Raw genomic sequence first — 12,030 nt, forward strand, 5'->3', positions numbered from 1 at the left:
ACTTTAGCTGCGAGCCGAGAAATTAATTTCCTGGCGGAGGTTGTAACTCAGCCGGAGATTTGTCAGTCAATGAGATGAAGCATACCCTTTAATGATGCTTGTTTTATCGGTCTAAAAGTAAATTGTTTCAGCGTGATAATTCAAGCTGCATCCGCGAGGCTTGCACTTCTTTTGTGCCGTAACTCAACCATAAACACAATATTTAAAAATATTTGTCCGTTCACCAAAGGTAATCAACATGTACGATGTACCTGGCTTTGCCGATCGAGTTTCCGAAACCGTCTTATCCGAATGGAACCAGCAGATTAATACCATCTTTACCCAACAACAAAACCAAGGATTGCGCAGCCGCTTCATGGTCCTAGACCCCGCAATCATCCCTAACTCCAACGTCACCGATGCCGTCAAATGGGTCGGTAACCCCGCCGAACCCGAATTTTGTCAAAATATCGAAGTCGCCCGTCAACTCTCCGACTTTGGTATCCGGGGCCGCCAAGTCCTCCATAACGAATACCTGGAATACCACATCACCTTCCGCGTTGATGCCCAAGGTCGCCAACGCCCCAAACGCGTCGAAATTACCACCGAATTGCGGGAATATTGGCTTACCCTCGCCATTCACGACCCCCTCCAAATGCAGGCGATCGCCCAGGACATCCTCAAGCAACCCATCCCCTTCACCGCCTTCTATGGCCCTGGCGTCACCGACCCCAACCAACTCTCCCCCCAAGAGCGCGAACGACGCTTCTCCAACTTCGTCGCAGGAGATGGGAGAGGAAGTAGCCCCATCGGCTCCCTCAACCGCGACAACGCCCTCTTTATGAGCCATCCCATCAACGGCCTAGACGACCTCATCTTCATCGTCATGTTTGGGGCCACCCCCCGCAGAGTCAGAGCCGATGGCGGCGAACGCAAAGCCCTCCTCCACGAACTCTTCCGCGCCGCAGACACCACCTTTCTCGCCTGTCGCCATGCCGACCCCGCTGCCGCTGCCGCCGCCCACGATGCCGCCTCCGCAGGCCGAACCGTCGCCTTTGCTAATCCCCTCGGCATGTACCTGCGCACCTTCAACGCCGATGTCTTTTCCTTCAACGGTCAACCCCTTCCCGAAAACTGGATCCGCTTCAGTCGCGGCAACCCCAACCTGCACCAACGCTTGGAATTTGGCCCCTCCGACGACGAACCCTTCTTCCTCGACGATATTGTCTTCTCCGAAGGCGGCGAAGACCGTCCCCTCACGGGTGGCTACGATATCGTCGCCAAAATTGAAGTTGGCCCCATGCTGGTCGTCGGACAACCGACCCCCATCGCCGCGAACGAATTTTTAGACATTCCCGCCAGCGAACCGATCCGCTGCCGCGAAGCCGATGTCTGTACCACCATCACCCAAATCAAAGCCGAATTCGACGCTCAACCGATGATGGCGCGCATTGGGCCGCGTCGGATGGGACCTGTAGGGGGACCTGTGGGATAGGAACGCACCGATGTTACAAGAAGGAATCTACTTCGACAAAGGTCAAACCCCCGGACGCTGCTTTGCGATCGCCTTTCTCCGCGCCCAGCAAGGAGCCACTGCAGAGCAAGTTGGGCTGTTAATGGGTCAAATCTGGGAAACGTGTCAGGATCTCAAACAGGGCAAGGTTAGCGATCTCCCAGACGTGGAAGTTCCCGCAAGCGGACTCACCGTATTGCTCGGATATGGTCCCAAAGCCTTTGCCCTCCCCGGAGCCCAACGCCCTCTCCCCGAAGGACTTCAGCCCAGATTTCAATTTCGCTCGCCCTTGCAAGGCGGTGGGAATCCCATCTTAATCGGGACGAGATTGAACTACCTCCAGGGCTTACAACGGAACCTCGCCACCGAAGAAATTGCCCTCCAATTCATTGGTGATACGCCCTTGGCGGTTTCTAGGGCGATCGTCGAAATTTGGAAAGTACTGCAAGATAATGTCAATCCCGCCCTAGGCGAGGCGGTGCTTTCCATTAGCGGTTCCTTCATGGGCTTTAACCGGGAAGATCATCGCAGTTGGATTGACTTCCACGACGGGATTTCCAACTTACCCAGCGGCGATCCTCGGCGTCAGGTGTTAGAAATTAAACCCGAAACCGCAGGCAACGATACCTGGACCATTGGCGGTACCTATCTCGCTTTTCTCCGGCTTCCGGTGGATTTACAGACTTGGCGATCGCTCCCTCGTCTAGAGCAAGAACTTCTCGTCGGTCGCGATAAACTCACGGGGTGCGCGCTCACCCAGCTCGATCTTCAGGGTCAAAGTACGCCCGTCAGCGGGTGCCCTTTCACAGGCACGCGATCCGTCATCGAACCGGGCAATGAGTCTTTCCGCGAAGCCCCCCAAGCAGTAGCACCCACGGTGCAAAAAAGTCATATTCAACGGGTGAATCAAGTTAAAGATGGCAACCTGAGCAACCCGAGTTCTTTTCGGATTTTCCGGCAGGGCTATGAATTTATGGATGGCATCGAAGGCGGAGAATTACGGTTAGGGCTGAACTTTGTCAGCTTTCAGGACTCGCCCAGACGCATCATGGGCATCCTATCCCAACGCTCCTGGATGCAGGAGGTGAATTTTGGTGGCGATGCCAGTACTGTGCCTCCCGGCGCGCCGGAATTATTAAGAGTCCAAGCTGCGGGGATTTATTTAGTTCCACCCGTCATTGCAACAGAACAGTTCCCAGGTCAGAATATCTTGATGCCGCTAGCCTGATCTAGGTTATTTCATCCCAACCATATAGGAAGTATGCTGGGCGATCGCATCGGCTTGGGTGACCGAATAGCAGGCATTGAGCAAAGTGCATTCAACTCGATCCTGGGGTGTTTCTTTGATGCGATCGTACTACGGATGCAAAAACAGAGGTGCTCATGAGATCGCGTTTGTAGATTGTAAGCCGAATTATGAGAAGTAGGATTTGGTGCGGTCAAGCTTCTATGATTTTCCAAAAATTCAGTGAGGGCGATCTCCCTCACTCCAGTAAATCGGTTGTTTGCGGGTTGGAAATTATAAGTTCTTGAGCAATTTATCGTAGTTGCTGTGCGACCCAATCCAAAACCATACAATTGTATCAGAGCCTTTCATGACTCCTACAGCACGCCAGCCAATGCCTGCCCTTACTGAGTATGTGGGCATATTCGTGTTGAGTTTTTTGAATTCCAAACTAGGGTGGGAAGGGTTTTGTTTCCAGAGTTTATAGTTCTTACGGGCTGTTTTTTGGACTCTTTCGGGTAATTCAGCAAAGAGTTGGATAAACTCATCGGTCAATTCTGACTTCATAATTCATCAAAACCCATTGCCCTGGTTTTTCCAGCTTCAGAATTTTGCAGAGCTTGGGAGGCTAGCTCTTCTAATTTCGATCCTTGGGGGTATGATAGTGTTTGCTGCCACTGTATTTCATTCTCGATATCTTCAATGAGCTGCTCTGCAAGTTCATTTTGTAGGTAATCTGGCAAGTCTTGCGCTTTTCTAAAAGCCTCTGCGAGCAGGTGAGTCATGGCTTCACTTTGGTCGATCGTATTCACTACTATGATAGCAGATGGCTTCTAAATCGCTGTTACTAGCGTGGCTGGTCTTGAAGAAAATGCATCGTTATTTTCAGGGGTTGTCAAGTTGTCTTCTAATTTATGAGAGGAAGCATTATGTTCCGCAAAAAGTGATTTCACACTAATCAGCTAGTAGATTGACAAAGCGCTCGCACTATAGATGCGAAAGAAAAAAATGCTAAAGCGATCGCGACTGGTATCATTACGAATCAAGTTGAGTTCAGTAAGGAGCAGATCGAGGCGTTAGGTCAGTTTTTTCTGGTCGATCCTGGGGTGTTTCTTTGATGCGATGACCTCCGGTCGGTCGTAGACCATCGCACTACGGATGCGGCAGCAGAAGATCTGAGGCGATCGTTTTGCGGATTCAGAAAAGCAATCCTCTCAATATTCGCAGTATTCCTGAAGATAGGTTACGATCGAGGTGGGTTATCTTGGCAAAGTAAAATGCTAAAAGTTAATGTGGAAGAGGCTTTGCGCGATCTAAAGCCCTTGTTGGAGCAAGTTGCTCGGGGGGAAGAGGTTATTTTGTGCGAACAGGATAAGGCATTTGCTAAATTGGTACCGTTGAAGTCAAGGGAACGATGGCTGGCTGAGATGGCGGAATTTAGAGGGTCACTACAGGTTAGTGGAGAAGCATTAAGCGCAACGATTGTTAACGCCCGTCAAGAGGATCGCGATTGATTTATCTCGATACAAGTGTTATTGCTCCTTTCTATTGGCAGGAGCATTTGAGTGAAGTAGTGCAAGAGTTATTGCGCAATGAAGCTGAAGTTGCTTTGAGTCAGTTGGTTGAAGTAGAGCTATTCTCAGCTTTGTCGCGGCGTATCAGAATGGGAGAGATTTCTCAAGCTCAGGCTGGAGCGATCGCCGATCGGTTTGAAGCAGATATCGATGATGGATTTTATACTCGTCTTCCAGTTGAAGCCTTGCACTATAGATTGGCGCGGGACTGGATTCGTAGATTTGATACACCTTTGCGGACGTTGGATGCACTACATTTAGCGATCGCTTCTGCGCGGGGAATACGCTTGATTACAGCAGATCGAGGTTTGGCTGGCAGTGCTGAAGCTTTTGGCGTTGAAGTTGAGTTGTTAATGCTACCTGAGGGAGGTTAGGCGTATCAGTTTCCTCTATAAACAGCGATCGCTCTACGGATGCGGAAGCACAGGTGCTGAGGCGATCGCGACTGATATCATTACGAATCAAGTTGAGTTCAGCAAGGAGCAGATCGAGGCGTTAGGTCAGTTTTTTTAGGTCGATCTTGGGGTGTTTCTTTGATGCGATCGCATTTGTGAATTGTAAGAGGCTGTTTGAGAAGTCCCATTCATTTCTGCATTCGCCCCCCTGCCTCCCAACTAAAGCCCTTCAGGCAATGCTGCGGCGTTGACCAGATCGGTGACTGAAAGTTATGGATCACTTGTAAGTAGGTCGGCTTCACCATAGCCGATTTGTCTGGCTTCAACCAGTCCCTAAACGGTGATGATTGAACTAGAGGTAAATCTATTTAGCACCAAACCCCATTCCCTGTGGTTTTGATTTCTTTTTTCTCTTTTTATTATATTTTTCACAAAGTGTCTTGGTTTTTATAAGGTTTTCACTTATTTGTGCAGATTGAGGATGTGTATCCCCGTACTCCGTAGCAAAAATCTGAAAAGCTTCCTCAAAAAAAGATTTGGCTTTGCTAATTTCTTTTGACTCGTAGTAAAGATGAGCTAAGTTATTTAAGCCTATAGCAACTTCAATGCTTCTATCTCCAAATATATTTCTCTTTATTTGAATTGATTCAAAATAAACATTTTCTGCTTGTTTATATTCTTTTGTTTTGACGTATAAACCTGCAAGATTATTTAAATATACTGCAATATCTTTGTGCTCAGATTTATAATATTTTCTAGCTACTTCAATGACCTGTTTTAAGTATTTCTCAGATTTAAAATAATCCTTTAGCTTCTTATATATTTCACCGAGCAAATTCAATAGGTCGCTATTGTTTACGTGTTCGTGATCTTGACTAATTTCAAGTGCTCTGTGTAGTGTTTTCTTTGCCTCTAAATAATTATCTTCTTCTTCAAGACAAGCTGCTAAATTAGTTAAAGAGTAAACAACATCGGGGTGCCGCTCGCCAAGATAAGATTCATTCATCTGGAGAGACTGAAGAAAATTTGTCTTCGCATCATCAATACGACCTTGCCTTAGATACGCGATACCAAGATTCTCAATACACGTTGCAATTAATCTATTTTCATTGGGAAATAGTTCCAGAATTTTGAGAGCTTCTTTAAGCTTAGACTCAGCTTCTTCGTGACGATTTATTTCGTTGTATATTCTCCCTATATTATTTAAACTTAAGGCAATATCAGGTTGGCTTTGATAAAAATTTTGTGTTCTATCTGTAAGAACTATTTGATGTAAATCTAGAGCTTTCTGATATCTGCCTTTATTAAGATATATTTGTGCTAGATTATTGAGTATCTTATTGTTTCCTTCTTTGAGTCTTGGATCATCTTTGCTTAACTCATATGCTTTAATGAAGTTTGATTCAGCTTCTTCAAGATGACCTTGAGTAATATTTTGAATTGCAAGATTATTCAAGCTCATTGCGTATGCTAGGCTTTCTTCTCCACATTTAACATTAATACTCTCTATACAACGCCTTGCCCATTTTTCTGCGATCGCAAATAGCCCCTTCCCTGCATAGAATCTCGATAATCCATTATAAGGCCAGATTAAATCATCTTCGTCAAGCTCATAAACCCAATGTATTGCTAGTTCTTCAATATGGGTAATTGATGACTCAATATCAGTTATCTCTTGAGCTGATGGTGTTTCCTGAATACTTTCTGAGATTTTAACCAAAGTTTTAAAAAAAGAAGTTTTCAGATGGCTTGTTTGTTGAGAATATGATTGCAATTTAAATCGGAAATACTCCTGGACAATCTGATGAAGCTGATAGGTGCCTTCCCCAACTCGCTTGATTAGAGAGCGATCGCGTAACCCTTTATCCCGCCAATCTTCCAGATCGTCGGAATCAACCTCAGGAAAGCACGGCTCCACAAGGCTCCAAGGAATCGGAGCCACAGCAAACATTCCCAGCAAACAGGCTAAATCCTGTTCGGGTTGGGATAATTCAGCCCAGCTCAATTCCAAGGCCGCTGCAACCCCAAGTGTAGCCGTCATTCCAGACTCGGTTTCAATTAAGGCTTTCGCGGCAAGTCGTTTCGACTCCAGACGTTCGAGGAGTTTGGCGATCGCCCAATCCGGTTTCCCCACCAAAAACCGTCCCAATAGCTCCAGACCCAGGGGCAAATTCCCCACCCATTTGCAAAGTGCCTGGGCATCCTCCTGCTGCGCCTCAATCCGTTCATCCCCCACGATGGACTTCAGAAGGGCGATCGCAGCTTCATCACTCAGTTCTTCGATGTTGATAGTAGTAACAGAAGCACCAAAATTCTGCCGGGTGGTGATCAGGACTTTGAAGCGAGGGTCAGGCGGCGGAAGATAGAGGGCGATCGCATTGTAGTCTGTCACATCATCCAGGACGATCAGGGCATTTCCTGCTGGCCAGCGCTGCCAAATGAGATCCACCTGTTCCTTGGCTTCCAGGTCATCGGGAATCGCGAGCAGTAGTTTCGTTTTGGCAAAACTGACAATCTGAGTTGCAATTTCTTGGGCGCGACAAGTGAGCCAGCAAAAGCCAGCCGGATAGGTCTGGTGCTGGAGCTGCGCGATCGCATACTGTAGCGCTAGCTCTGTCTTGCCAATGCCGCCCATACCTGCGATCGCGGTGATGGCAATGCGATCGTTTTGCTGGAGTTGGGCGTGGAGGTCGATGAGTTTTTGGTCGCGACCCACAAATTGGACGACTCCACTGCGGGGAAGGTTTGAAGGCGTACCAGTAGGCTTCTGTATGGGTGGAGTGAAGCTCACAGTTCCACCTAGCATCTGACCAATCACCAAGTTGCGATCGCCCGTCACATCCTGCTGAATCTGCGGATCCGAGTCTGGGGTAAGCGAAGTATCCGGCATCAATGTAACTCCTTATCCATTGGTTACATTGCTCTCAACATTACCAAAGACCTGTCCCCCAGTCACTTGACCGATGACTTGATTCCGATCGCCCGTTACGTTTTGAACAATTTGAGTACCAGGGGTTCCATCCGCACCATCCTCTTGGAGAATCTGTGCGATCGCATTAGTCAAAGCTTCATCTTGGGCTAACAATTTCTTGAGCTGCACTCTCAGAACAACCTGTAAATCTTCATCTTCTGGCGCATTTGCGACATCTACCGCAGCTTCTTTAGCTGTTTCTTTCGCCTCTATTTTAGCTTGTAGGCGGGAAGCCCCGCGCTCTACCTGTATCCAGGCGAGCGACGGGATGAGAGACGCGTGAGTCGAGGTACGTTGCCTGAGCAATGCCGGAGGCGAGAGAAGGTAACAGTGCCGAGACGAACAAATAATGTCTCGCAAAATCACTTATTTTTATATTATCGCAATTTAATGAGTGTGATAATATGTGAATATGTTGAAAGCAGTGAAGATCAGGCTTTATCCCACAGATGCACAGCAAGCTCATTTGGCTCAAGCCTTTGGGTGTGTTCGTTGGGTCTGGAACCAGTCTCTTGCAGTCATATCCTTGACCTATAAAGAGACGGGGAAAGGGGTTTCTGCCTTTGACATGAAGAAACAAATTCCGTTGTGGAAGGCTGAGCATGATTGGTTGAAAACTTGTTATTCTCAATGTCTTCAGCAATCCGTTTTGAATTTGTCTCAGGCATTCATCAACTTCTTTGATGGTCGAGCCCAATACCCAACCTTCAAAAGTAAGTTTGATCGTCAATCCCTGCAATATCCCGCAAATGTCAAAGTGCTCAGCCAAACTGAAATTAAGTTTCCTGGAAATCTAGGGACTGTAAAGGCTAAGGTGCATCGCGATGTTTCCGGGAAGCTGAGAACGGTGACGATATCCAGAATGCCAGATGGTCGCTATTACGCTTCTCTATTGGTTGAGGATGGCATTGAAAAGCCAGAACCCAGTAGTGAAGGGAAGGCGATTGGGATTGATTTGGGGTTAATTGATTTTGCTGTCACATCAGACGGCTCAAAATATCAGAATCCCAGGCATCTGCAAAAACATGAGCGCAACTTAAAACGTAAACAGCGCAAACTATCCCGTAAAAAGGATAAAACCACGAACAAGCGGCGCAAAGCAAAACTTGCAGTGGCAAAAGTGCATTCTAAAATTGCGAGAGTGCGCGCTGATTTTCTACACAAGCTGTCCCGTAAGACAGTGAACGAGAACCAAGTTATTGTTGTAGAAAACCTGGCAGTCAAAAATATGGTCCAAAATCACAATCTTGCTAAAGCAATCAGCGATGCAGGTTGGGCGACATTTTGTACCATGCTCAAATACAAGGCTGAATTTGACGGAAAAATCTACCTAGAGATTGGGCGATTTTTCCCATCGTCACACTTGTGTCATTTGACGTTGCTGCCAGTTCCAAAGATGGATTTGTCTGTTCGGTCGTTTGAATGCCCTTATTGTCATGAGCGTCATGACCGAGATGTGAATGCAGCCATCAATATCAGAAATGAAGGCTTACGGATCTTGGCGTTGGGAATCAGCGCTACTGCCCAAGGACGCGATGTAAGACCAAAGCGGTATGGACGCAAATCCACTACTGTCGAGGCTGTTGCGGTTGAGCTGGGAAGCCCGCGTTCTACCTGTACTCAGGTGAACGTCGGGTAATTCACGACTTAGTTTTTCCCAAACTGCCTGAGCTTTACTCCAAGACGCCTCACCAAATTTCCCCGCAGCGGTTTCTGTCGCTTTCTCTACAGCCTTGCCGCCCAGCTTGAGCAAGAATGGTAGAAATGGACTCAGAAAGGCAGTTAGCGTGGCAATTTCCATAATCTTTAAAACTAACCAGGTCGTAATTCGTAAACTGACCCAAGCACCCGATTCAAACTCCCCTCAGCAACCAATATAAAACGATACCTGGCGATCGCCCCTGCTTTCGCTGCCAAATCTTCACCTCAGAACTTCCACCCTCACCTGAAATTATTCTGCTTAGCCTCAAGCATTCCGGTCCACAACAGTTTTGTTAAATCGGATGATTTGCGGGAGTGGCACAGTAGCTGAAAGGGCGATCGCAACTTCATGATTCAACCTTCAACGAATCTAGCTCAAGTCCTTAAGCTAGGCTGCCGCGCTCTCAATCCAATCAAAAATTTGGCCCAATTTTTCCAGATCGACAAGCCCATGATTCCACAGCAAAATCGGCAGCTCGGTCACGCTCGGCTCATGTGCTCGATTGACTAAGGCTATCTCCGTGTCCGAGATTCCCAGCTCTTGCTGTAAATATTCGATAAAGCGCGACCTATTCAATGGCTTGTATTCGTTTTGGTTTTGTAATAGAGTGCCCATACCTTATACCATCTGGCTAATCACATTCCAAATTCTTCAGCTTTTGCGACTTTTGGTTCCTCTACCTTTACATTGCCGTTACAAGTCTCTAATACCCTGCAATAGGACACCGCCTTAGTTCAAACCCTACTGCGGTATCCTTCGCTCGCGTAAACGACCCCGATCGATGCCCTATCCTTTATCTCTCGCTCGTCGGTTGGAGACGCAGCAAGATCGATTGTGGTACAGGTCTCGACGTGGAGCTTCCCGTATTCGCTTTGATGGGTCGGGCCGGGCAGTAGGGACCGGATGCTTTTCCGTCATTTGGGCAACAAAAGCCGACTGGAGAATCTGGATGACACTGCGTTCCTTTGACGACATCCGCAAACGCTGGCGTTGTCAGGCTGGCGCTACAGACGAAAAAGGCTAGGGCTAAAGCTTTCATGGGATATTCCTTTCAATGAAGTTTATCCTTGTAGTATCGGAATTTACCTCGCTGTTGGCAGTGACGCACGCACGCCCGTTCCGGCGATCGCATCACAAGCATTGGGCGATCGCGATAACAATTACAACGACTTGCCCCCATTTCAAGAGTGCCAATTTCTTGTCCTTGAAGAAGGTTTTTCCGAGACGATTTGCCTCGCTGCCCCATATTTTAGCCGTCAGCATACCCTCAATACCGGATAAAATTGCAGTGTGTTTAGCGCTGACTCAGACGTCCGGCAGGAGGTATTTTATGCACTCAGAGATCCCTGGCATTGTTACTGCTGTCGCCCTGTTCCTCCTGTTAGAGCCAGCCGTCATTTTTCTTAATTTCGCACCCTGGTTCCTGAATCCGAACCATCCGACCCCACCTCGACCGGAGCGTTTCTTTCAAGCCTCTATCCACTCTTTCCTCGCGATGGTCGTAACGGGGGCGATTCTAACCACCTTCTTTTCCGGCATCGACTACGCCCATACGCCACTCATCGATTGGTATGGGTACAACAATATCTGCATCGTATTCGACACCAAACCCTCTACCTATATTTCTCCGGTGTACTGGTTCTTCGTGGGTTATTTGCTCGTGCGCTATGCCATCGAGGATACAAAGCGGGTGGTGCAATTAACTGGCATTGGGCCTGCTGTCAAGGCTATTTCCTACGCAGCAAATGTCATCCTGGTTCTGGTTGCAGCCTTTTTCTCGCTTTGCCTCGCGATTGGCCCCGGCGACAACATGATTGCCCATACGGTTCCCTTCGTGGCTCTGGTCTTAGCTTTCCCATTTGTCTTCGTCATGCATTGCCTGCAATGCGAGGAGCGCTCCAATTGGTACGTCACTGCCGTTACGGCATTCGTCGTCCTCTCTCTGCTCAACGCCGCATTCATCTCGATCGCCCTGATAACGCACGCTCACCTGCCAGTGAGTATCGCGCAGACGGTAGACATTCTCTGGTTATTATTTGCAATCCCCGCTCCATTTCTGATGCCGCCTCCAAAACTGACGTCTGCTGGTGCTGCCTAACAACGCTAACACCGCGATCGTCTAGGGAGCGCGAGAACGTCTAGATAACTTCAATTGAAAGCTCAACAACACTTCAGGGGGTCACAACCTTGCGCTGACGTTGAAGCATCGTTCCGAGCAATTCCACGAGAACCGCGAATCCATTTTTGAGGAGGAGGAACAACCCTGTAAAGATACAACTGGTAAAGAGCAGCCCCACGGTCTCCAAGCCTTTAGACTTAAAGCTGACCACCTGCCGAGGCATGAGCGACATGACGCTCAAGATCAGGGTGTTTGCAATCAACGCACCCATCAATAAATAACCAGCACCCATCGCAACCCAGGACCCCTTCAAAACAAAGGGATGAATGAATAACAGACAGGCAATGACCCAACCTAAACTAAACGGCGACAGCCATCGGCAGAGAGATAGGTCCTTTGTGGAACTCTGAAGCATGTAGACGCTGGCGACGATGACAGCAATCCAAGTGGGGCTATCGGCTTCAAACATGGTTGTCTTACTCCTCAGCACTGTCGATAGCCTACCTGTCTGTTCATACATGTCAAGTTTATTTTGTTGATATTTACAATACT

Annotated in this window: 13 protein-coding genes; 7 read left to right on the forward strand and 6 right to left on the reverse strand. The window is 47.9% G+C overall.

The window, feature by feature from the left end:
- Nucleotides 1–238: 238 nt before the first annotated feature.
- Together R6H26_RS14200 and R6H26_RS14205 are read left to right on the forward strand one after the other, a co-directional pair.
- Complete coding sequence (locus R6H26_RS14200) at nucleotides 239–1,474, forward strand: hypothetical protein (protein ID WP_404783154.1); 1,236 nt, start codon at nucleotides 239–241, stop codon at nucleotides 1,472–1,474.
- 10 nt (nucleotides 1,475–1,484) lie between these two features.
- Nucleotides 1,485–2,720, forward strand: a complete 1,236-nt coding sequence (locus R6H26_RS14205; protein WP_404783156.1) for a Dyp-type peroxidase — start codon at nucleotides 1,485–1,487, stop codon at nucleotides 2,718–2,720.
- A 291-nt stretch (nucleotides 2,721–3,011) separates the two neighbouring features.
- On the opposite strand, the gene R6H26_RS14210 is transcribed toward R6H26_RS14205, so the two are convergent.
- Entirely contained in the window at nucleotides 3,012–3,284 is a 273-nt protein-coding gene (locus R6H26_RS14210) for a hypothetical protein (protein WP_404783158.1), read from the reverse strand.
- On the reverse strand, nucleotides 3,281–3,502 hold the full coding sequence (locus R6H26_RS14215) for a hypothetical protein (RefSeq protein WP_404783160.1): 222 nt from the start codon (nucleotides 3,500–3,502) through the stop codon (nucleotides 3,281–3,283). The genes R6H26_RS14210 and R6H26_RS14215 overlap by 4 nt, the downstream gene beginning before the upstream one ends.
- A 492-nt stretch (nucleotides 3,503–3,994) precedes the next feature.
- Between R6H26_RS14215 and R6H26_RS14220 the strand changes: the two genes are divergently transcribed.
- Together R6H26_RS14220 and R6H26_RS14225 are read left to right on the forward strand one after the other, a co-directional pair.
- A complete protein-coding gene (locus tag R6H26_RS14220; RefSeq protein ID WP_404783161.1) occupies nucleotides 3,995–4,231 on the forward strand; it encodes a type II toxin-antitoxin system Phd/YefM family antitoxin in 237 nt (78 codons plus the stop codon).
- Nucleotides 4,228–4,665, forward strand: coding sequence for a type II toxin-antitoxin system VapC family toxin (locus R6H26_RS14225; protein ID WP_404783163.1), 438 nt, complete (start codon nucleotides 4,228–4,230; stop codon nucleotides 4,663–4,665). Before R6H26_RS14220 ends, R6H26_RS14225 begins: the two co-directional genes overlap by 4 nt.
- Nucleotides 4,666–5,050: 385 nt before the next feature.
- Here R6H26_RS14225 and R6H26_RS14230 read toward each other — a convergent pair whose 3' ends face one another.
- Complete coding sequence (locus tag R6H26_RS14230; protein ID WP_404783164.1) at nucleotides 5,051–7,576, reverse strand: tetratricopeptide repeat protein; 2,526 nt, start codon at nucleotides 7,574–7,576, stop codon at nucleotides 5,051–5,053.
- Between the two features lie 12 nt (nucleotides 7,577–7,588).
- Nucleotides 7,589–8,023, reverse strand: coding sequence for a hypothetical protein (locus tag R6H26_RS14235; protein WP_404783165.1), 435 nt, complete (start codon nucleotides 8,021–8,023; stop codon nucleotides 7,589–7,591).
- 46 nt (nucleotides 8,024–8,069) lie between these two features.
- On the opposite strand from R6H26_RS14235, the gene R6H26_RS14240 reads away from it, so the two are divergent.
- Nucleotides 8,070–9,296: an RNA-guided endonuclease InsQ/TnpB family protein gene (locus tag R6H26_RS14240; RefSeq protein ID WP_404783167.1), complete on the forward strand. Its 1,227-nt coding sequence runs from the start codon at nucleotides 8,070–8,072 to the stop codon at nucleotides 9,294–9,296.
- 450 nt (nucleotides 9,297–9,746) lie between these two features.
- On the opposite strand, the gene R6H26_RS14245 is transcribed toward R6H26_RS14240, so the two are convergent.
- Nucleotides 9,747–9,974: a DUF2949 domain-containing protein gene (locus R6H26_RS14245; protein WP_404783169.1), complete on the reverse strand. Its 228-nt coding sequence runs from the start codon at nucleotides 9,972–9,974 to the stop codon at nucleotides 9,747–9,749.
- Between the two features lie 166 nt (nucleotides 9,975–10,140).
- Between R6H26_RS14245 and R6H26_RS14250 the strand changes: the two genes are divergently transcribed.
- Together R6H26_RS14250 and R6H26_RS14255 are read left to right on the forward strand one after the other, a co-directional pair.
- Complete coding sequence (locus R6H26_RS14250; protein ID WP_404783170.1) at nucleotides 10,141–10,383, forward strand: hypothetical protein; 243 nt, start codon at nucleotides 10,141–10,143, stop codon at nucleotides 10,381–10,383.
- Between the two features lie 306 nt (nucleotides 10,384–10,689).
- Nucleotides 10,690–11,457 carry a hypothetical protein gene (locus R6H26_RS14255; RefSeq protein WP_404783171.1) on the forward strand — a complete coding sequence of 256 codons (768 nt, stop codon included), beginning with the start codon at nucleotides 10,690–10,692 and terminating at the stop codon, nucleotides 11,455–11,457.
- A gap of 73 nt (nucleotides 11,458–11,530) precedes the next feature.
- On the opposite strand, the gene R6H26_RS14260 is transcribed toward R6H26_RS14255, so the two are convergent.
- Nucleotides 11,531–11,947, reverse strand: a complete 417-nt coding sequence (locus tag R6H26_RS14260) for a hypothetical protein (RefSeq protein WP_404783173.1) — start codon at nucleotides 11,945–11,947, stop codon at nucleotides 11,531–11,533.
- Nucleotides 11,948–12,030: the final 83 nt, after the last annotated feature.

It is taken from the genome of Altericista sp. CCNU0014 (assembly GCF_044923475.1).
GTDB lineage: Bacteria > Cyanobacteriota > Cyanobacteriia > Thermosynechococcales > Thermosynechococcaceae > JAAURS01.